A 20,991-nucleotide genomic window follows, 5' to 3' on the forward strand; every position below is an offset into this window, starting at 1 on the left:
GAATAATGGGCATCGAAAAAATCACTATGCCAAAACTAGGCGAAAGTGTAACCGAAGGAATCATTGAAAAATGGCTAGTCAAACCAGGCGATACGGTCGCTAAATATGACGCATTAGCTGAAGTGACAACAGATAAAGTATCTGCCGAAGTACCTTCTTCTTTTGCCGGAACGATTACGGAAATCGTTGCTAAAGAAGGTGAAACGATTGAAGTAGGCGAAACGGTTTGTCTGATTGAAGTAGAGGGAGAAGCTGCGCCTACAGTGGTCTCTGAACGACAGGAAGAGCAGCCACCTGTTCAGCAAGAACAAGCGCCAGTGAAAAAAGCACCGCCAGTACAAGCGTCAGCAACACCAAAAACTAGCGGTAAAGCAGCAGGTAGATACTCTCCCGCTGTCTTAAAACTAGCGCAGGAAAACGACATTGACTTGGCAAACGTTGCAGGTACGGGCCGTGAAGGCAGAATTACCCGTAAAGATATTCTAGCGTTCATTGAGAGTCCAACCGCCTCCTCGCAACAACCGACGGAATCAGCTGGAACTGCTAAAGAACATCCGCAAGTACAGACGGAAATCGCAGAATTCGATACCGAAAAGTCCGGATTCGAACAAAACGTTACGCCGAATGTGCAGTTGGAAAATGGCGACATCGAAATTCCAGTCACAAGTATCCGTCGTGCCATCGCGAAAAACATGGTGCGTTCCGTAACCGAAGCGCCACATGCGTGGACAATGGTCGAAGTTGACGTAACGGATCTTGTCGCACTGCGTGACGGTGTAAAAGAAGACTTCAAACAAAAAGAAGGATTTAATTTAACGTACTTCGCCTTCTTCATCAAGGCTGTTTCTCAAGCGTTGAAAGAATTCCCTGCAGTCAATTCGATGTGGGCGGGTGATACGATTGTCATGAAAAAAGACGTCAATATTTCGATTGCCGTTGCGACCGAGGACGCGTTATATGTTCCAGTCATTCGACAAACAGATGAAAAAACAATCAAAGCACTTGCTCGTGATATTCACGAATTAGCGGGTAAAGTACGCAATGGAAAACTCCAGGCGAAAGATATGCAAGGGGGCACGTTCACTGTCAACAATACGGGTTCGTTTGGCTCTGTGCAGTCCATGGGTATCATCAACTACCCACAAGCTGCGATTTTGCAAGTCGAAACGATCGTCAAGCGTCCAGTCGTTATGAATAACGGTATGGTTGCTGTTCGCGACATCGTCAACCTTTGCTTGTCGCTTGATCATCGTGTCTTGGATGGTTTGGTCTGTGGGCGTTTCCTAGCGCGTGTGAAAGAATTGCTAGAGAATATGTCTAAAGAAACTACATCGTTATACTAAATACATAAAAACCTTCAGCGCTTCCGCTGAAGGTTTTTATGTTTATGTTTATTTTAGGACTCTTCATCGTTGGAATGCGAAACGCTCACTTCAACGCGGCCCGAGAAAAAAGTAGCACCGCCGCCCATATCAGCTACCCGATTGGGCGTTAACGCGTTGACAAGACGTTTTTCACCCGTCTGATCTGCCCACAGTCCTAGACTCACGACAACACCGGGAAGGACGTGTTCACCAACTGAAACAGTCATTTCACATTCCCCGCGATCGTTCCAAATACGGACAAGATCTTTGTCTTCAATTCCCCGAAGTTCTGCATCATGCAGATTCATAAATAACTTAGGTTCTTTTTCCATTTTGATATGCTTTTCATTATTCGAAAAGATTGTGTTCAAAAAATTATGATTAGCTGTAGGTACATACAGTAATGGATAATCGGAATCCTGAATGATTGGGATATACGTTGGAAGCGCTGGATAGCCATCCAACTCCATCTGCTTGGAATAGAGTTCAATCTTACCGCTAGGTGTTTGTAAGTTGTGTAAAATAGTGTTCGTGCCGCTTGCTTTCATGAAGCGCTTCTCCTTTAACGATTCATAAGTAACTTCGGATAAATGAGGATTGGTAAGATTACTTAGTGCTTGCTTCATCATTTCCTGATCATCGTCTCTAAAGGATGGCTCTTCAAACCCCATGCCTTGTGCTAGCAGTCTGAAGACATCAGGATTGGATTTGCTGTCCTCAAAAGGAGGAATGACGGGCTCCTGTATATGAATGTAGTGATGCCAGAATGACGTATAGAAGTCCGTGTTTTCAAATGCAGATGTGGCCGGCAGCACAATGTCCGCAAATTTAGCTGTATCTGTTAAAAATAAATCATGGACAACCATAAATAAATCCGTACGCGCTAATCCTTCGCGCACTTTATTCGCATCGGGTGCGACTAATGCCGGGTTGCTGTTGTAGACATACAATGAACGAATGGGTTCTTTTTCTTCTAGTAGCGCATCGCCTAATCGATTCATATTAAATCGCCGTGGTGGCTGTTTCAGAAGATTTGGATGTTCAAGTGCAGCTATATTATGCGTCAAATAATCTGCATTTGATTTAAGGGCACCTCCTCCTGTTACTTCCCATTGGCCTGTCAATGCCGGCAAGCAGGCAATGGTTCGGACAATCATTCCACCATTATCATGATGCTGCGGACCATTTCCAATCCGGATCATGGAAGGGGAAGTAGTTCCATACATCCGAGCTAACGAATAGATATCTTCCACTGGTATACCCGTAATGGTAGAAACCATTTGAGGAGTGTAGTTCTTTACATGATCCTGCAATGCCTCATAGCCTATCGTATAGTCTTCTAGAAACGACTGATTGACCATGTTTTCTTCATACAGAATATGCATAATACCCAATGCAAGCGCTCCGTCAGTACCAGGAATAATAGGAATGAACCAATCAGCCATGCGTCCGGTCTGATTTTTATGAACGTCAATGACGACAATTTTCGCTCCATTTTTTCTAGCTTTTTGTGCAATCATCATTTGGTGCATATTGGTGCTGACGGCATTAATGCCCCACAGGATAAATAATTTGGTTTCAGTCATCTCTTCTGGATCTGTGCCATAGCGCCCGCCCATTGTGTAGTTGTACCCAACCTCGCCGGCGACTGAACAAATCGTTCGGTCAAGTTGACTTGATCCGAGGCGGTTGAAGAAACGACGATCCATTCCTTTTGAACTTAACTTCCCCATATTTGCATAGAAGCTATAAGGGAGAATGGATTCCGGTCCTACTTCTGAAATTAATGTTTTCCAATGGTCCGTGATCGTTTCAATGGCTTCTGTCCAGCTGATTGGAACAAACTTTCCATCGCCTTTTTGCCCGACGCGTTTCAAAGGTGTTGTAATCCGGTTTTGATCGTAAATTCGTTCGGACATATGGCGAACTTTATTACAAATACTTCCTTTTGTAACAGGATGTTCAGGATCTCCTTCTATTTTCACGATTTTCCCATCACGTTTATGAAGAAGTAACCCACATTGATCTGGACAGTCAAGTGAACAGACGGAAGGAACGACACCATTTTCTATCTCCAAATAAGATTGCATATCAAAACCCCTTTTATCTTTGTCGATTTATGCTGTTTATTATACCATACTGTAAATATTTATTTTAGAAGTTTCAGATAAGTACTTGACTTCGACTCAATAACTCTATATTGTAAACTCATTGCTTCGAATTTTACGTATATTCATTTAACTACATAGTATTTTTTCTATCAAGAGAGATGGAGGGACTGGCCCTATGAAATCTCGGCAACATAATTGTGCCAAATCCAGCAAGCTTTGCTTGAAAGATAGAAAGGGTTCAACATTTATATTCCACTTGAGATATGAATGTATGTCAAAAACTCTTTCCGTCCTTGGGAAAGGGTTTTTTTGTTAAATGAGAATAAATCTAAGCAGAAAAGTAAGCAGAAATGGAGAGAGTGGTATGTTAGAGAGATTTGGCATTACAAAAAATTTAGGATGGGGCTTTTTCGGTGTAATGCTTTTCATGATGGGAGACGGAATAGAAGCCGGCTGGCTCAGTCCATTCTTAATTGATAGCGGGTTGACGATTCAACAGTCTGCCGCAATTTTCACCGTGTATGGAATATCGATAGCTCTTGCTTCTTGGTTTTCAGGTGTTTGTTCAGATGTATATGGCCCTAAACGTACGATGATGATTGGATTATCCGTGTATATTATTGGTACAGCCGGTTTTATCATGTTCGGCTTTCCAACGATGAATTATCCAGTGATGCTACTAACTTATTTTATTAAAGGTTTTGGATATCCTTTGTTCGCTTATTCTTTTTTAACTTGGATTATTTATAAAACACCACAAAATAAATTGAGTTCGGCTGTTGGTTGGTTCTGGTTTGCGTTTTGTGCGGGAATGATGGTTCTAGGGGCTTGGTATTCAAGTTACGCAATCCAACACCTCGGTTACATTAATACATTGTGGACATCTATTTTCTGGGTATGTCTCGGTACGTTCTTTGCTTTGGTGCTCAATAAAGATAAATTCGCAAAGAAAAAAGTCGCTAACAAACGCGAAGCGGTGCAAGAATTATTAAAAGGGATCACGATTTTAAAATCCAATCCACGAGTTGCAGCAGGTGGGGTTGTACGCGTGATCAATAGTTTAAGTGTCTATGGATTTCCAGTATTTTTGCCGATTCATATGGCACAGCATGGCATTGAAACGACTGCTTGGTTGCAATTATGGGGTACATTTTTCTTAGGAAACATCATCTTTAATTTAGTGTTCGGTTTTGTTGGAGATAAATTCGGTTGGAAGCAAACGATTATTTGGTTTGGTGGAATCGGTTGTGCTATTTTCACACCGCTATTGTTTTACGTACCAGTCTTGACCAATGGCAATCTATTGATGACAAGCATTGTTGGATTCATTTGGGGTGGTTTAATAGCTGGTTTCGTTCCGATTGGTGCGCTTGTACCATCTGTCGCGGGTGAAGAAAAGGGCGCGGCGATGTCTGTCTTAAACTTCTCTGCCGGTTTGTCTACGTTCGTAGCACCCGCGATTGCTTTGGCATTCATTGGTACTGTAGGAGCTGAGGGGGTTGTTTGGATTTTCAGTTTCTTATATGTAGTTAGTGCAGTGATTGTTAAATTCATACGGGTACCGGAAGAGGATACGATGCGGGAGCAAGCGATTCCAGTCACTTCATATAGTGATAGTGTAACGAGTGCTGATTGACAACGTAGCAGAGCGGTGCAATTATTAGAATCAAATGAAAGGTGATGTTACTAGTGACTAAAAACACGTTTGAAAAAGCAGCATTTGCAGGTGGTTGTTTCTGGTGTATGGTAAAACCATTTAAAGAATGGACGGGCATTCAAGATGTTGTGTCGGGCTATATGGGTGGACATCTTGAAAATCCGACGTATGAAGATGTGAAAAAAGGCGACTCGGGCCACGTAGAAGTCGTTGAAATCACATATGACCCGGCTGCTTTTTCATATGAACAGTTGCTCGATGTATTTTGGCAACAAATTGATCCGACAGATGCGGAAGGTCAATTTCACGACCGCGGCTCTTCGTATACGACCGCGATTTTCCATTACACGGATGAGCAACGAGAAATTGCTGAACAGTCTAAAGCGAAACTTGCTGCAAGTGGAATTTTCTCAAAACCTATCGTCACAGCCATCCGTCCAGCAGAAACGTTTTATCGGGCCGAAGAGTATCATCAAGATTATTACGAAAAAGAAAAAGAACATTACAAAGATAACCGTGCCCGTTCTGGCCGTGACGAATTCATTGCTACTCACTGGAAGTAATGTTGGGTAGGTTGTGTGTAAAAAGTTTTTAAATGACTAGCAGAATGATTTGCTTTTTTAAGAAATTTACTTAGGAAGTCCCTTGATATAATCTATCGAGGGACTTCCTTTTTTATATTCGCTCGGCATTCTTCTTTCGTCAATCCGATTCTAGTAGATGTTTATCGTACGATCCTATTCTTACTTACATATAGTATAGAAAAATTCATACTGGTTGAAAGAGTGGTGCTCAAAGTGGATACATCCATGAGAAAGAAGTGCGGTAAGAAAAAACAGCCGGATATTCTGTTTTTTATGTCGAACTACTTCATGACAGGTAATAATGTCTTCAGAGGGTAGATTCAAATAAATCCCTTTACTGGAAAACGTATCTCTCACTAATTCTTTTTCACTTAATTTGCAACTATCTTTTTAAAGCTGAAGACTTTTATTAGATTTATATGAAAATTATATGACATCTTATCTTTTTCCTCTTTCTTCATTTGCCACACTACGGTACACTAGAAGTATTGATGGTCAAAAAGGGGGAAGCAACACCATTATGCCTATACATAATATGAAATCATTCACATTTACGGCGCCGAACTATGATGAATGGAAAGACACTGCCATTCAGTCATTGAAAGGAAAGCCATTTGAATCATTGTTTACGAAGACCGCAGAGGGAATTGAATTGAAGCCTTTATATACAAAAGAGGATCTAGATCAACAAAAGATTTCACGTGTGACGAAGCCAGCATTTGGCTGGACGGTTGCACAACCTGTAAGCGCGACAACGGGAGAAGAGTTCATTGTTCAGCTGAAAGAATCATTGGCGCGTGGCAATGAAGCCGTTGCGTATAACGGTTTACACCCAATTTCTTGGAGTGAGCAAGCGCTAAGTCAGTTGGCAGAAATCCTTACAGAATACCCACTTCTTTTTACAGAAGTGAAAAAAGAAGATCCGATTTTGCAAGCCTTTTCATTTATTGAAGATGCGAAACGTGCAGATGTTACGGGGATTTGTATTAGCGAAAGTAAGGTCTTACCGGATGATTTGCCGAACGTCAAAACAAAAGGTGCAGACCTATGGACGGCTCATCATGAAGGGGCGGATGCGGTCACTGAACTTGCGTTGTCACTTGCGATCGCTGCTGACCTAGCAGAAAAAGCGTCTTCATTTGAAGAGTTTGCGAAAGGCTTTTATGTTCGTTTTGCTTCAGACACACATTTCTTTATGGAAATCGCGAAATTCCGTGCATTCCGTGTGTTATGGAAGTTATTTAACGAAGCATATGGCGTGGAAAACGCAAAACAAGTACCATTGCTTGCAATCACTTCTTTACGCTCGTATTCGAAACTTGATCCTTATGTCAACTTATTACGTGGCGGGAACTCCGCGTTTGCTGCGGTACTTGGGGGAGCGGACTGGTTAACGGTGTTGCCGCATGATGTGTTAACTGGCACTTCAGCGAGCTCTATTCGCTATGCACGCAATATTCAACTCGTATTAAAAGAAGAAACACATATCGATCAAGTACTTGATCCTGCAGGTGGTTCATACTTTATCGAAACGTTAACTGCAGAATTAATTAGCAAGGCTTGGGAGAAGTTCTTAGCAATCGAAGAAAATGGTGGCTATCAGTCATACTTACAATCGGGTGAACTTAGCAAATTACACGCTGAACGTCAGAAAGAACTGGCTAGCGGGAAAAAGACGCTGATCGGTACGAATGTCTATGCAGAATTAATCGACACGAACTTAGCAGAAGCATCTTCAGTAACTGTTTCAAAGCGATTAGCTGAACCATTCGAAAATCTTCGCTCACGCACGCAAGAACAGTTACCAAAAACAGTACTACTAAACTTTGGTGCACTAAAAGACTATAAACCGCGTGCAGACTTCGTTAGTGGATTCCTAGCTGTTGGTGGCATTGACGCACAGTGGAGCCCTTCTTTCGACACTATCGATCAAGCGCTCGGTTGGATCGAGGAACAACAGCCACACTATGCGGTGATCTGTGCTTCTGCAGCCGCTACGGAAGAAGTCGTAACAAACTTCTTAACAGAATATGCAGGAGATGTTGTACTGGATGTAGCGGGGAAATACCCGAAAGAACTTTCCAATCAATGGCTTGCTAATGGGCTAAATGGCTTTATGTTCGCTGGTCAGGATAAAATAGCAAAATTACAGGACATTGCCAACATTACGATAGGGGGCCATCTAGTTGACTAAACCCGATTTTAAAAAAGTTGATATACAACAAACGCTGAACGAGTTATCGCAACAAGCGCAAGAGAAAGCAGTCTTCGCGACGAATGAAGGGATCGATGTTTCACCGGTCTATACAGCGAAAGATATTGAAAACACAGAGCATTTATCTGATTTTCCTGGAATCGCACCGAATACGCGCGGTCCGTACCCGACGATGTATGTGGCGCGTCCGTGGACGGTTCGTCAATATGCTGGATTCTCTACTGCGGAAGAAAGTAACGCGTTTTATCGCCGGAACTTGGCGATGGGTCAGAAAGGATTATCGGTTGCATTCGACTTGGCGACGCATCGTGGCTACGATTCCGATCACCCACGTGTAACAGGAGACGTCGGAAAAGCGGGTGTAGCGATTGATTCGATTGAAGATATGAAAATTCTATTTGACGGGATTCCTCTTGATCAAATGTCTGTTTCCATGACGATGAACGGTGCAGTCTTGCCGATTATGGCGTTTTATATCGTAGCGGCTGAAGAGCAAGGTGTGCCTACAGAAAAACTATCGGGAACGATTCAGAATGATATCTTGAAAGAATATATGGTACGGAATACGTATATATTCCCACCGGCGATGTCGATGCGCATTATTGCGGATATCTTCTCGTATACATCGCAAAATATGCCGAAATTCAACTCGATTTCTATTTCGGGTTACCATATGCAAGAAGCGGGCGCGACAGCTGATATTGAACTGGCGTATACGTTAGCAGATGGACTAGAGTATGTACGCACAGGTTTGCAAGCGGGAATTGATATTGACTCCTTTGCGCCTCGTCTATCATTCTTCTGGGCAATCGGTATGAACTATTATATGGAAATCGCAAAAATGCGCGCGGCTCGTAAAATATGGGCACAGATGATGCAGTCATTTGATCCGAAAAACTCGAAGACTCTTGCGTTGCGTACACACTCTCAAACATCTGGTTGGAGTTTGACGGAGCAAGATCCATTTAATAATGTTACACGTACATTAGTCGAAGCAAACGCGGCTTCCATGGGCCACACGCAGTCATTGCATACAAATGCTTTGGATGAAGCGATTGCCTTGCCAACAGACTTCTCTGCGCGTATTGCACGTAACACGCAATTGTTCTTACAAGAAGAGACGATGATGACGAAAGTAATTGATCCTTGGGGCGGCTCGTATTATGTAGAGAAGCTAACAGAGGAATTGATGGAAAAAGCATGGGAGTTAATTGCCGAAATCGAATCATTAGGCGGCATGGCGGAAGCAATTGAAACGGGCCTACCGAAGATGAAGATTGAAGAAGCAGCGGCAAAACGCCAAGCGAAAATTGATTCACGTGCAGAAACAATTGTCGGTGTGAATAAATACCGACTCGATACGGAAGATGCAATTGATATTTTAGATATCGACAATACATTAGTACGTCAAAAGCAAATTGACCGGATTAACGATATGAAAGCAAAACGGGATGAAGAAGTGGTCCAAGCAGCACTTGCGGCGATTACACAATCAGCTAAAGACGGCGAAGGAAACTTACTAGCGCTAGCAGTAGATGCAGCGAGAGCACGTGCGACGATCGGTGAAATTTCAGATGCGATTGAATCCGTTTCAGGTAGACATAAGGCGGTGATCCGTTCAGTGAGTGGTGTATATAGTGCAAACTTCTCCAATGAAGAAGAAATTCAAGAAGTAAAAGATATGACAGATGAATTCCTTGAAAATGAAGGGCGTCGTCCACGTATTTTGATCGCGAAAATGGGTCAGGACGGACATGACCGTGGAGCGAAAGTTATCGCGTCATCGTTCGCCGATCTAGGCTTCGACGTGGATATCGGACCATTATTCCAAACACCTGAAGAAACAGCGCTCCAAGCAGCAGAAAATGACGTGCACGTAATCGGTGTTAGTTCACTCGCTGCGGGGCATAAAACATTAGTACCTACATTGCGTGAAGAGTTGAAGAAAATCGGGCGAGAAGATATTCTCGTCGTAGTAGGTGGAGTTATTCCTGCGCAGGACTATGATTTCTTACGTAAAAATGGAGCAGCGGCAATCTTCGGACCTGGTACAGTGATTCCAGTAGCAGCTCAAAAAGTGATCGAGGAAATCTACCAACAGTTAGGCTATGAGGAAGTGGCGGATTGACAAACAAACAAAACGGACGAGATGATTCAGCAATGCATGTGATGCGCGGGATTAAATCCACACACGATGGATTTGTTGCCTCTTCACGTAAACGCTTTGTTAAAAAAGATCCATCGCACGGAAATGTAGATGCTTTACGCGCGGAAATAGAAAACGGTTCACGTCTTCATCTAGCAAGAGGTATTACGTTGCTTGAAAGTACGAAACAAAGTGATAAAAAGGTCGGACAAGAGATTTTAACAAGCCTCTTGCCTAAGACGGGTAATTGTATTCGAATCGGTATTACAGGCGTGCCGGGTGCGGGGAAAAGTACATTTATCGAAGCATTCGGTCTGATGTTAGCTGACATGGGCTTTAAAGTGGCGGTTCTTGCAATCGACCCAAGCTCAACGCTGACAGGCGGTAGTATTTTAGGAGATAAAACACGTATGGAGGAGTTGGCGCGGCATGAAAATGCATTCATCCGTCCTTCTCCGTCTGCCGGAACTCTCGGTGGCGTGCACAAAAAGACACGTGAAACGATGTTGCTTTGTGAGGCAGCTGGCTATGATGTCATTCTGATTGAAACAGTAGGGGTAGGACAAGGAGAAACGATTGTGCGTGGCATGGTCGATTATTTCTTACTACTAGTGCTTACAGGTGCTGGGGACGAACTACAAGGTATGAAAAAAGGAATTATGGAGCTGACGGATGGTATTGTTGTGCATAAAAATGACGGCAACAACAAGCCACTGGTGAAAAAGACCGTGAGAGAATATACACGGATTTTGCATATGCTACAGCCCGCTTCGCCCAATTGGACGTCCACAGCGAAACCCGTTTCTTCTATTGAACGGACAGGTTTAGAAGAAGTGTGGGAGACGATTCTAGAATTTAAGCAAGCGATGAAAGAGAGTAACCATTGGGAAATCAGACGACAGCACCAAACGAGAGATTGGTTCCATTCGATGATTAAAGATCATTTAATTGATTCATTTTACGCTGAAGAAGGCAAGAAAACAGAAGTGAAAGCGTTAGAAGAAGAGTTACTAGAAGGTCATGTAACGGTTTCTAGTGCAATTGAACGATTGTTTTCTTCTTGATTTGCACAGGTTTATGCTATGATTGAGGAGGGTGGCGGAAGAGGTCATCACAATTATAGGTAATAGGAAGGGAGATCCTGTAAAATGACGATGAATTTTGATTTTTACATGAACGATATGACAAACCAAGCAAGAGCAGAAATGGAAGCGAGCGGCTACGAGCAACTACAAACAGTTGAAGATGTAGAAGCAGCATTCAAACGTCCTGGAACGACTTTAGTAATGATTAACTCCGTATGTGGATGTGCTGGAGGAATCGCACGCCCAGCAGCTGCACACGCGGTACACTACGACAAGCGCCCAGACCACCTAGTCACAGTATTCGCTGGACAAGACAAAGAAGCTACAGCACAAGCACGCATGCACTTCGGAGAAGACCATATACCATCCTCTCCATCATTCGCTCTACTAAAAGACGGTAAACTAATCGGCGAAGTAGGACGCTATGAAATCGAAGGACATGACCCAATGTCAGTAGTTGTCAATCTTCAAGAGCAGTTTGAAGAGCACTGTGAGGAAATGTAATTAACAAAAGCGGAAGACGCCGCTTAGGCTCGACAGGCGTTGGAAGGCGTAAAAATAAAGGCGTTTTTTGCCTTTATCTTTACGACTGAAACGTCCCGAGAGCCTGGCGTCCGTAGCTAGATGAAACCAAAAGCGGAAGACGCCGTCTAGGCTCGACAGGCGTTGGAGGACTTTCCACAAAGGCGCTCTTTGCCTTTTTGGAAAGTTCGAAACGTCCCGAGAGCCTGGCGTCTGTAGCTAGATGAAACCAAAAGCGGAAGACGCCGTCTAGGCTCGACAGGCGTTGGAAGGCGTAAAAATAAAGGCGTTTTTTGCCTTTATCTTTATGTTTAAAACCAAACAAAAAAACCGTTCGCATGCACTTCATGCGAACGGTCCTTACCTAATTAAAAGAATACGCTTAGACCCATCAAAAGAGTAGACGCAACCATGGCGACGATCATTAAATAGACGATAGTTTTTTGGAATTTTTTATTACTCATGGAATATAACTCCTTACACGTTGGAATAGGTATGGCTTTATTTTAACAGAATTAAGGATTTTCACAACTAGAATGGTTGTTCCGTGTAAGAGATTCTCATATATCAGTAATCAAAGGGGACATAACATATGAACAAAGTAGATCATATTGGGATTGCGGTTAAAAATATGGAACAATCGTTAGACTACTACATACATACACTTGGTCTTGAAGTCATGGCGATCGAAGAAGTAGCTAGTCAAGGCGTGAAAGTGGCTTTTATCGATGCACATAACGTGAAAATCGAATTATTAGAGCCGACTTCAGAAACTAGTCCAATCGCTAAATTTATTGAGAAACGTGGAGAAGGCGTTCACCATATCGCGTTTGGTGTCTCTGATATTCGAACTAGAATGCAAGAATTGAATGAAAAAGGGGTTCAGCTACTATCTGATGAACCAAAACCGGGTGCAGGTGGAGCGGAAGTTGCGTTCTTACATCCGAAATCATCGTATGGTGTGCTGTATGAATTATGTGAAAAGACTAAGGGGGAATAATAGATGAATATTTACGATAAAATTAATGAACTATATGACAAGAAACGCGAAATCGAGTTGGGTGGCGGCGACGAGCGTATTATGAAGCAACACGAAAAAGGGAAATTGACAGCTCGCGAACGTATCGAATTATTGCTTGACGAAGGTTCTTTCGTAGAATTAAATCCTTTCGTTGTTCACCGTACGCGTGATTTCGGCATGGACAAACTAGAAGGACCTGGTGATGGGGTTGTTACTGGGTACGGAAAAATTCACGGCCGTCCAATTTATTTATTCTCCCAAGATTTCACAGTATTCGGTGGAGCACTTGGTGAAATGCATGCAATGAAAATCGCTAACGTGATGGATCTAGCGGCTAAAAATGGTGCGCCATTCATCGGCTTAAACGATTCAGGCGGTGCACGTATTCAAGAAGGTGTACTATCACTTGATGGCTATGGAGAAATTTTCTACCGCAACGCAATTTATTCAGGTGTTATTCCACAAATCTCTGTTATTTTAGGGCCATGTGCAGGTGGAGCAGTGTATTCTCCAGCAATTACAGACTTCGTTATTATGACGGATAAAACGAGCCAGATGTTCATTACAGGACCGAAAGTTATCGAAACGGTAACAGGGGAAAAAATTTCATCTGAAGGTTTGGGTGGAGCGAAAGTTCATAATACGATTAGCGGTAACGCGCATCTACGTGGAGAAAATGAAGAAGTTGTACTAGAAAAAGTTCGTGATCTATTAACGTACTTGCCGCAAAATAATACAGAAAAAACACCGATGCAGCCATATGAAGAGCAAGATGATTATCGCGCAGATTTAGCTGATGTTGTACCATTCGAAACAATTCGTCCGTATGATGTACGTAAAGTACTTGATCATGTAGTAGACGAAGGTTCGTTCTTTGAAATCCAACCTGAATTTGCAAAAAATACGGTTGTTGGCTATGCACGCATGAAAGGTGAAACGGTTGGATTCGTGTGTAATCAGCCAAAAGTTATGGCTGGTGGACTCGATATCGACTCTTCCGATAAGATTGCACGTTTCATCCGCACATGTGATTCATTTAATATTCCAATCATCACATTTGAAGACGTGACTGGTTTCTTCCCAGGTGTTAAACAAGAGCACGGTGGAATTATTCGTCATGGTGCGAAAATTTTGTATGCATACTCTGAAGCAACTGTTCCAAAAATCACATTGATCTTGCGTAAGGCATTCGGTGGCGCATATGTTGCCTTGAACTCGAAGGCAATTGGCGCAGACGTTGTATACGCTTGGCCAAATGCGGAAGTAGCGGTTATGGGTGCGGAAGGTGCAGCGAACATTATCTTTGCGCGTGATATCGCGAGCAGTGAAGATCCGGAAGCCACACGTGCTGCGAAAATCGAAGAATACCGTGAAAAATTTGCGAATCCATATGTTGCAGCTTCACACGGCATGATCGACGATGTCATTGATCCACGTGAAACACGTATTAAGTTATTGCAAGCGCTTGAAATGATGCGCAATAAGCAAGAAGATCGTCCGAAGAAAAAGCACGGCAATATACCTCTATAAGTAAGGGAGTCTTTACCATTGAATGAAACGCGTCTACTAGATGAGTTTTTAGAGTTAGTACAAATTGATTCTGAAACAAAAAACGAACGCCAAATTGCGGATGTGCTAACGAAGAAATTGAAAGCACTCGGTTTTGAAGTGACTGAAGATGACACGAGTGAAAAAACAGGACATGGTGCGGGGAACTTGATTGCTAATTTAGCAGGTTCACTAGATGCCGATCCGATTTATTTCACATGTCATATGGATACAGTGGTACCTGGCCAGCAAATCCAGCCGGTCGTAAAAGAGGATGGCTATGTGTATAGTGACGGCACGACGATTTTAGGAGCCGACGACAAAGCAGGAATCGCAGCGCTTCTTGAAATGGCGAAAGTTCTTCAAGAAACGGGCAACGAGCATGGTCCGATTCAATTCATTATTACGGCTGGGGAAGAAAGTGGCCTAGTCGGTGCGAAAGCGATGGATCCAAAATTGTTGAAAGCGAAATACGGTTTCGCAATCGACAGTGACGGGAAAGTGGGTGGCATTGTGACAGCTGCTCCTTACCAATCTAAACTATGGACGACGATTTACGGGAAAACGGCGCATGCAGGTGTCGCACCGGAAAAAGGGATTTCTGCGATTACACTTGCAGCCAAATCGATTGCAGGCATGGGGCTAGGTCGCATTGACGAGGAAACGACAGCGAATATTGGACGATTTGAAGGCGGAAGAGCAACGAATATCGTTTGCGAAGAAGCGTTCATTTTATCTGAAGTACGTTCGATCAATCCCGATAAGATGCAGCATCAAATTAATTTGATGACAGAAAAGTTCAGTACAACGAGCCAGACACTAGGCGGCCGTGCTGAAACGACGACGCAATTGATGTATCCTGGATTTAATTTATCTGACGATGAAGAAGTCGTACAAGTAGCGATGCAGGCGATTCGTAATGTCGGACGCGAGCCGCAGACGATGACGAGTGGTGGCGGAAGTGATGGAAATGTCTTTAATGGCATGGGTGTGCCGACCGTGACATTGTCTGTAGGCTATGAAGAAATTCATACGAAAAACGAGCGTATGCCGATTGAAGAGTTGAATAAACTTACGGAATTACTACTTGAAATTGTTGATTTGGTTGGTAATCAAGCAAACTAAACAAAATGTACTGTTTGGAAAGAAGGTGCCAGTATGCAAGCTGTTATCGTACGAACGGGTAATGAAGAATATGCACTACCTATAGAATCAGTTGTCTCCATTGAAAAACTTGAATACATTACACCAATTCCACATTTACCACCGTATTTATTAGGTTTAATGAAGTCGCGTGGCGAATTGGTGCCGATATTGGATTTAAGTCAAATTCTTTATCATAAACCAACCGCAAAAGACGCGGAAACGCATATTGTCGTCTTACTGACAGAGCAGATTGAAATCGGCTTATTGGTGTTAGATGCAAAAGAAATCTTGGAGTTACCTGAAGATCGATTGACTTCGACCGCTTTAAAAGCATATTGTAAGACACCTTATTTCACGACAGTAGCGAATTTGGAAGATCGATTGATTACCGTTATTGATCCAGAGGTTTTAGCAACGACGCTGGCGGGGATGGATGAAATCTCTGCGTATGTCAGCGAACAAAGGCAAACTTCGTAAGTGAATGGTACTGTATAGTATAAAAAAAGTGGCAAACTGTAGCTAGTTTGCCGCTTTTTCCTGTTGCTTGGAGCGAAATCGATGTACACTAGAGACAATCATGAAAGATAGGTGTCGACATGACGGATCAATTCAATCCACGAGTCATCATGCATCTAGATATGAATAGCTTTTTTGCATCCGTTGAACAAGCGGCTAATCCAAAACTAAAAGGGATTCCACTGGCGGTCGCGGGTAATCCGAAAGAACGAAGAGGGATTTTGGTGACATGTTCGTACGAGGCAAGGGCGTTCGGGGTGTATACGACGATGACAGTAGGAGAAGCCAAACGACTGTGCCCACAATTAACGATAGTCCCCCCACGTCACGAGCTGTACCGACAAATGTCTGATGCGGTCTTTGAGATTTTGCGCAGTTATACGGAATGGGTCGAACCCGTTTCTATTGATGAAGCGTATATTGATACGACAGAAATCGGCGGACTGACGCGTGCCTATGAACTCGCTGAAGAAATCCAGCAGCGAATTTTACAAGAACTAGATCTACCGTGTTCGATCGGTATCGCACCGAATAAGTTTTTAGCAAAAACCGCGTCAGACATGAAAAAGCCAATGGGCATTACGATTTTACGTAAGCGGCAAGTTGCAAATGTTCTTTGGCCATTACCAGTCATTGACATGCACGGCATTGGTAAGCGAACAGAAGAGAAATTACATAGCGCGGGTATTCACACAATCGGTGAATTAGCCGTTGCTGAAAAGATCAAACTAGAAGGATTGCTAGGAAAAAACGGCTTGCGTCTCCAGCAACGTGCCAATGGAATCGATCAACGCCCTGTAGATCCTGAAAGTGCGGAGGAACGTAAAAGTATCGGCAGTTCCACGACGTTGCCCATCGATTTAACGGAACTAGACGAATGTATTCCGATCTTTGAACGGTTAGCAAATAAAGTGGCGGCCCGCTTAGCGGCTAAGTCTTTAGCCGGCATCACCATTAGCATTCAAATTCGCTATGCAGACTGGCAACATACGACGCGAAGTCGAACCGTTCATCAAGCGGTCTATCTTGCAGAAGATATAACGTCTATCGCGTTAGAACTTTTTGAACGCCATTGGAATCATGAGCCGATTCGTTTGCTAGGCGTCACAGTAGCGAATGTCTTGGAGCGCCACGAAATGGTTGAGCAATTGACATTCGATAATTTTGAACAACAAGAAAAAGAACATCAAGTAGACCAACTTGTATCGAGTCTCACCAAGCGTTTTGGCGACGGTGTCATTAAAAAAGGGTGGTCAGAGTAAACGAAAGGAGCTACTCAATGGATATAGAATTTTTAGGTACAGGGGCAGGCATGCCTTCGAAACAACGCAACACGTCGGCACTCGTCCTTGATTTAACAGATGAAAATAGAGAAAACTGGCTGTTTGACTGCGGAGAAGCGACGCAACACCAGCTATTGTACAGCGCCATTAAACCGAAAAAAATCACGAAGATTTTCATCACACATTTACACGGTGATCATATCTTCGGCTTGCCTGGCTTTCTTAGTTCCCGTGCGTTTCTAGGGGGCGACGAACCAGTGGATATTTACGGACCCGCCGGCTTAAAAGAGTGGTTACATCACACATATCAAGTGACTGGTACTTATTTGCCATATAAGCTAAACGTGCATGAAATAACAGATGGTCTACTTCTTGAAACTGATGAATTCAAAGTCTATGCGAAAGAAGTGCAACATGTAATCAAAAGCTATGGCTTCCGGATCGAGCAGAAAGAATTACCGGGTACGTTGTTGATAGACAAGGCGATTGAGCAAGGTGTTCCGAAAGGTCCTTTACTGCAGAAGTTAAAGGATGGACAGGACGTAGAGCTTGATAATGGGCAGATGGTGTATAGTAAGGACGTCACAACGGAGCGTAAAGCGGGCTTTATTCTAACGGTGATTGGCGATACGTCTTATTGTGAGGCGTCTGTGGAGTTGGCTCATCATGCGGATGTGTTGATTCATGAGGCGACGTTTACGCAGGCGTATGCGGAGGGTGCGAGAGAGTTTGGGCATTCGACGGTGGTGGATGCGGCTACTGTTGCGAAGGAAGCGTGTGTTAAGCATTTGATTGTGAATCATATTAGTTCGCGTTTTATGCCGAGTGAGATGGTGGATTTTCATGCGGAAGGTGCAGCGGTTTTCTCTGCGTTGTCTGTTGCGGAGGATTTCATGCGGTTTCAGTGGAAGCATGGTGAGTTGAGTTGTGTGAAGAAGCTGTAGGGCTGTCCAATATATTGGGCGGTCTTTTTTTGTGTCGTTGCTCGATTTTTTTCCGGTACTGAAGTTGGTAAAGGGCAGCTTTCTGTAACCGCTGCGGCACGTGGGGGATTGCCTCCCGCCATGAGCCAACTAGCAAAGGGCGCGCTAGTTGTCTCATGGCTTCGGCTGACCCCGCAGTTGTGCCTTCGCTAGTGAGTACAAGGTAGTTTGGTAGGGTTCTGTATATGGTAAAACCAGCTTGTGTTGTGTCGTAGCTCGACTTTTTTTCGATACTAAAATTAGTACAGGTCAGCTTTCTATCACCGCTGCGGCACGTGGGGGATTGCCTCCCGCCATGAGCCAACTAGCAAAGGGCTCGCTAGTTGTCTCATGGCTTCGGCCGACCCCGCAGTTGTGCCTACGCTTTTTGAGTACAAAGTAGTTTTGGTGCGCTTTGGAACTTACCGAATATCACTTTTCGACTTCAATGTACTAGGCAAATAATGCTACTTAAAAAACGAAGGCGCCTTACAAGCGGTAGGCGGAGCAATGAGACAGAGAGGCGGTCTTCCTTTCTGGCTCATTGCGGGAGCCATCCGCCAGCGCCGAAGTGAGTACAGTGATGAATCATTTCGCTACATACATAAGCAAATTGAAGTGTCTAGAAGTTACTGAATACCTTACTAGACTTTAAAGATAATGTTGTATCGTCATTCGATTTTCTACTGTTATTGTAGTTAGAGAGGATCAGCTTCCTATCACTGCTTCGGCACGTGGGGGATTGCCTCCCGCCAGGAGCCAACTAGCAAAGGGCTCGCTAGTTGTCTCCTGGCTTCGGCCGACCCCGCAGTTGTGCCTACGCTTTTTGAGTACAAGGTAGTTTTGGTGCGCTTTGGAACTTACCGAATATCACTTTTCGACTTCAATGTACTAGGCAAATAATGCTACTTAAAAAACGAAGGCGCCTTTCTGGCTCATTGCGGGAGCCATCCGCCAGCGCCGAAGTGAGTACAATGAAGAATCACTTCGCTACATACAGAAGCGGATTGAAGTGTCTAGAACTTACTAAATCCCTTGGTATTGTAGCTAGCGAAGTTCGCGCAAAAAAAGCCATTCCCTGCACAAGTGGAGGGAATGACTATGCTTCATAAATTGCAAAACTACTGATTACAGTTTTGCCCAACGTTCCTCTAACCAGTTCATAAATTCTACACCTTTGTCGCCTTCATACGCATCAAAGACATCTAGACGCATACGTTTTAGTTTATCCGCAAAGTCTGCCACAGTATGGTCCTTCGGCAAGCTCTTTTTCACGCGAAGGAAGATCTTGTTTGTGTTTTTGATAATATCAAAACGTGCAGGTGATGGCTTCTCTACGTCCTCGCCAAACGCCACAAGTGCTTCATAGGCCGCTAATTGTACCTGATGGACAGTATCATGCTGCATACGATTTTTTAATAAATCTATGACTTTGTCATGTTGATAAGCAGATAATATTTTGACGGCTTCTAAACGCTCTCGCCAGCTAGACGTATAATTGGCCTGTTTTTTTAATGTTTCATACTGCTCTGGTAATGCTGTTTCAAACTGTTTCAAGTAATTGCACCTCTTTTTTATACTAAAGAAAAAATGGATTCTTCTTCTGCTTTTCTTATTATACGTTGTCTGGGTGAAAATAGCGATGAATCGCTGGTGAGGATATATAGAGAAAGTAGAAAACAAAACTAAAGAAGTATGAATTCCCGTTCTAAGCAATTAGGTAATGTCGTATCGTCATTCGATTTTCTACTGGTATTGTAGCTGGAGAGGGTCAGCTTGCTATCATCGCTGCGGCACGTGGGGGATTGCCTCCCGCCAGGAGCCAACAAGCGGAGTGCGCGCTAGTTGTCTCCTAGCTTCGGCCGACCCCGCAGTTGTGCCTCCGCTTTTTGAGTACAGAATAGTTTTAGTAGGTTTTGTTACATAGTAAAATTCACTTTTAGACTTTAAAGTACTATGATACTTACCTTTCCATATCAAACGAAAGCGCCTTACAAGCGGTAGGCGTAGCAATAAGACGGATAGGCGTACTTCCTATCTGGCTTATTGTGGGAGCCATCCGCCAGCGCCGAAGTGAGTACAATGACGAATTACTTCTCTATATACAGAAATGTATTGAAGTGTCTAGAACTTTCTAAATCCCTTGGTATTGTAGCTAGAGAGGGTCAGCTTTCTATCATGCTTCGGCATATGGGGGATTGTCTGCTGGCTTCGGTCGCCCTGCTGTTGCCAGTGCTGCATATCGTAGTGGTGAAAATTTATAAAGTGAAAGCTATAACAAAGAGACTTTCTATAGGGGATGAACTAAAAGAAAAGATCATAAATCATAGCGAAAGAATTTGAATATTATGGAGGTTATTGGAAAGGTAAAATGCTATTATTGAGTGAAGTGAGAAATAGTGGATGTTAAGCAAATGGGCCAGATAATCGATTAACACTTAGCAAATGAATGGTATTATAATTTAAATAAATATTGAGTTATTTGGAGTTAGAAGATGAAAAAGAAAAAAGAAAGAAAGAAAGGCTTTTTTAAAGAAATCCTAATTGAACTTAGGGAAACAATCTTATCTGAAGTGGCCTGGAACATCTTAATGTTTATACCGAGAATGCTGCTACGCTTAATAAAGAGCATTTGGTGAATGGTTAGTCAAAATAAAGCTAACGAGTGCGTTTAGTTCAATAACCATCTTCAACAATCGGGCGCGATTGCGTTACATGATTTATTCGTAGTCACTTAGTTGATCGGAGCGGAAGCCGGCGACTCCGGGAGGATCAGCGGGACAGGTGAAACACCTAGCGAGCGAAGCGAGGAGTGTGGTTCACCGCCCGCC

At 43.4% G+C, this 20,991-nt stretch carries 17 protein-coding genes and 1 riboswitch; of the genes, 14 read left to right on the forward strand and 3 right to left on the reverse strand.

Features of this window, described 5'->3' with window-relative positions; genetic code table 11:
• Positions 1–5 precede the first annotated feature (5 nt).
• On the forward strand, positions 6–1,343 hold the full coding sequence (locus CSV79_RS12490) for a dihydrolipoamide acetyltransferase family protein (protein WP_099689394.1): 1,338 nt from the start codon (positions 6–8) through the stop codon (positions 1,341–1,343).
• 53 nt (positions 1,344–1,396) lie between these two features.
• Here the strand turns inward: CSV79_RS12490 and CSV79_RS12495 are convergent, their stop codons facing one another.
• Entirely contained in the window at positions 1,397–3,454 is a 2,058-nt protein-coding gene (locus tag CSV79_RS12495) for a molybdopterin-containing oxidoreductase family protein (protein ID WP_099689395.1), read from the reverse strand.
• A gap of 164 nt (positions 3,455–3,618) precedes the next feature.
• Positions 3,619–3,709: riboswitch (SAM riboswitch) on the forward strand.
• A 130-nt stretch (positions 3,710–3,839) separates the two neighbouring features.
• Between CSV79_RS12495 and CSV79_RS12500 the strand changes: the two genes are divergently transcribed.
• The 6 genes from CSV79_RS12500 to CSV79_RS12525 all read left to right on the forward strand — a co-directional run bounded on the left by CSV79_RS12500 (position 3,840) and on the right by CSV79_RS12525 (position 11,666).
• Complete coding sequence (locus CSV79_RS12500) at positions 3,840–5,111, forward strand: MFS transporter (RefSeq protein WP_099689396.1); 1,272 nt, start codon at positions 3,840–3,842, stop codon at positions 5,109–5,111.
• Between the two features lie 53 nt (positions 5,112–5,164).
• The gene (gene msrA / locus CSV79_RS12505) at positions 5,165–5,695 is read left to right on the forward strand and encodes a peptide-methionine (S)-S-oxide reductase MsrA (RefSeq protein ID WP_255407445.1); all 531 of its coding nucleotides are present in this window, start codon (positions 5,165–5,167) and stop codon (positions 5,693–5,695) included.
• A 541-nt stretch (positions 5,696–6,236) separates the two neighbouring features.
• Positions 6,237–7,910, forward strand: a complete 1,674-nt coding sequence (locus CSV79_RS12510; protein WP_158232539.1) for a methylmalonyl-CoA mutase family protein — start codon at positions 6,237–6,239, stop codon at positions 7,908–7,910.
• Complete coding sequence (gene scpA, locus CSV79_RS12515) at positions 7,903–10,059, forward strand: methylmalonyl-CoA mutase (RefSeq protein WP_099689399.1); 2,157 nt, start codon at positions 7,903–7,905, stop codon at positions 10,057–10,059. Before CSV79_RS12510 ends, scpA begins: the two co-directional genes overlap by 8 nt.
• A 32-nt stretch (positions 10,060–10,091) precedes the next feature.
• Positions 10,092–11,141: a methylmalonyl Co-A mutase-associated GTPase MeaB gene (gene meaB, locus CSV79_RS12520; protein WP_099689411.1), complete on the forward strand. Its 1,050-nt coding sequence runs from the start codon at positions 10,092–10,094 to the stop codon at positions 11,139–11,141.
• 84 nt (positions 11,142–11,225) lie between these two features.
• Positions 11,226–11,666, forward strand: a complete 441-nt coding sequence (locus CSV79_RS12525) for a BrxA/BrxB family bacilliredoxin (protein WP_099689400.1) — start codon at positions 11,226–11,228, stop codon at positions 11,664–11,666.
• 386 nt (positions 11,667–12,052) lie between these two features.
• Here CSV79_RS12525 and prli42 read toward each other — a convergent pair whose 3' ends face one another.
• Positions 12,053–12,148 (reverse strand): stressosome-associated protein Prli42, encoded by a 96-nt coding sequence (prli42, locus tag CSV79_RS16860; RefSeq protein ID WP_158232540.1) that lies wholly within the window; start codon positions 12,146–12,148, stop codon positions 12,053–12,055.
• Between the two features lie 128 nt (positions 12,149–12,276).
• On the opposite strand from prli42, the gene mce reads away from it, so the two are divergent.
• The 7 genes from mce (at position 12,277) to CSV79_RS17325 (ending at position 18,796) form a co-directional block, all read left to right on the forward strand.
• Complete coding sequence (gene mce, locus CSV79_RS12530; protein ID WP_099689401.1) at positions 12,277–12,684, forward strand: methylmalonyl-CoA epimerase; 408 nt, start codon at positions 12,277–12,279, stop codon at positions 12,682–12,684.
• Between the two features lie 3 nt (positions 12,685–12,687).
• Positions 12,688–14,235, forward strand: a complete 1,548-nt coding sequence (locus CSV79_RS12535; RefSeq protein WP_099689402.1) for an acyl-CoA carboxylase subunit beta — start codon at positions 12,688–12,690, stop codon at positions 14,233–14,235.
• An 18-nt stretch (positions 14,236–14,253) separates the two neighbouring features.
• A complete protein-coding gene (locus tag CSV79_RS12540; RefSeq protein WP_099689403.1) occupies positions 14,254–15,378 on the forward strand; it encodes a M20/M25/M40 family metallo-hydrolase in 1,125 nt (374 codons plus the stop codon).
• A 33-nt stretch (positions 15,379–15,411) separates the two neighbouring features.
• Complete coding sequence (locus CSV79_RS12545; protein WP_099689404.1) at positions 15,412–15,876, forward strand: chemotaxis protein CheW; 465 nt, start codon at positions 15,412–15,414, stop codon at positions 15,874–15,876.
• Positions 15,877–15,995: 119 nt separating this feature from the next.
• A complete protein-coding gene (locus CSV79_RS12550; protein ID WP_099689405.1) occupies positions 15,996–17,177 on the forward strand; it encodes a DNA polymerase IV in 1,182 nt (393 codons plus the stop codon).
• 17 nt (positions 17,178–17,194) lie between these two features.
• Positions 17,195–18,142: a ribonuclease Z gene (gene rnz / locus CSV79_RS12555; RefSeq protein WP_099689406.1), complete on the forward strand. Its 948-nt coding sequence runs from the start codon at positions 17,195–17,197 to the stop codon at positions 18,140–18,142.
• 528 nt (positions 18,143–18,670) lie between these two features.
• Positions 18,671–18,796 carry a hypothetical protein gene (locus CSV79_RS17325; RefSeq protein ID WP_255407446.1) on the forward strand — a complete coding sequence of 42 codons (126 nt, stop codon included), beginning with the start codon at positions 18,671–18,673 and terminating at the stop codon, positions 18,794–18,796.
• 492 nt (positions 18,797–19,288) lie between these two features.
• On the opposite strand, the gene CSV79_RS12560 is transcribed toward CSV79_RS17325, so the two are convergent.
• Entirely contained in the window at positions 19,289–19,717 is a 429-nt protein-coding gene (locus CSV79_RS12560) for a HEAT repeat domain-containing protein (RefSeq protein WP_099689407.1), read from the reverse strand.
• Positions 19,718–20,991: the final 1,274 nt, after the last annotated feature.

It is taken from the genome of Sporosarcina sp. P13 (assembly GCF_002743055.1).
Classification (GTDB): domain Bacteria; phylum Bacillota; class Bacilli; order Bacillales_A; family Planococcaceae; genus Sporosarcina.

Coding starts and splice junctions, on each gene's coding strand:
- rnz (WP_099689406.1), top strand. CDS start 17,195: ATGGATATAGAATTTTTAGGTACAGGGGCAGGCATGCCTTCGAAACAA.
- CSV79_RS12545 (WP_099689404.1), top strand. CDS start 15,412: ATGCAAGCTGTTATCGTACGAACGGGTAATGAAGAATATGCACTACCT.
- CSV79_RS12525 (WP_099689400.1), top strand. CDS start 11,226: ATGACGATGAATTTTGATTTTTACATGAACGATATGACAAACCAAGCA.
- CSV79_RS12510 (WP_158232539.1), top strand. CDS start 6,237: ATGCCTATACATAATATGAAATCATTCACATTTACGGCGCCGAACTAT.
- CSV79_RS17325 (WP_255407446.1), top strand. CDS start 18,671: ATGAGACAGAGAGGCGGTCTTCCTTTCTGGCTCATTGCGGGAGCCATC.
- meaB (WP_099689411.1), top strand. CDS start 10,092: ATGCATGTGATGCGCGGGATTAAATCCACACACGATGGATTTGTTGCC.
- CSV79_RS12495 (WP_099689395.1), bottom strand. CDS start 3,454: ATGCAATCTTATTTGGAGATAGAAAATGGTGTCGTTCCTTCCGTCTGT.
- CSV79_RS12490 (WP_099689394.1), top strand. CDS start 6: ATGGGCATCGAAAAAATCACTATGCCAAAACTAGGCGAAAGTGTAACC.
- CSV79_RS12500 (WP_099689396.1), top strand. CDS start 3,840: ATGTTAGAGAGATTTGGCATTACAAAAAATTTAGGATGGGGCTTTTTC.
- CSV79_RS12550 (WP_099689405.1), top strand. CDS start 15,996: ATGACGGATCAATTCAATCCACGAGTCATCATGCATCTAGATATGAAT.
- CSV79_RS12535 (WP_099689402.1), top strand. CDS start 12,688: ATGAATATTTACGATAAAATTAATGAACTATATGACAAGAAACGCGAA.
- mce (WP_099689401.1), top strand. CDS start 12,277: ATGAACAAAGTAGATCATATTGGGATTGCGGTTAAAAATATGGAACAA.
- prli42 (WP_158232540.1), bottom strand. CDS start 12,148: ATGAGTAATAAAAAATTCCAAAAAACTATCGTCTATTTAATGATCGTC.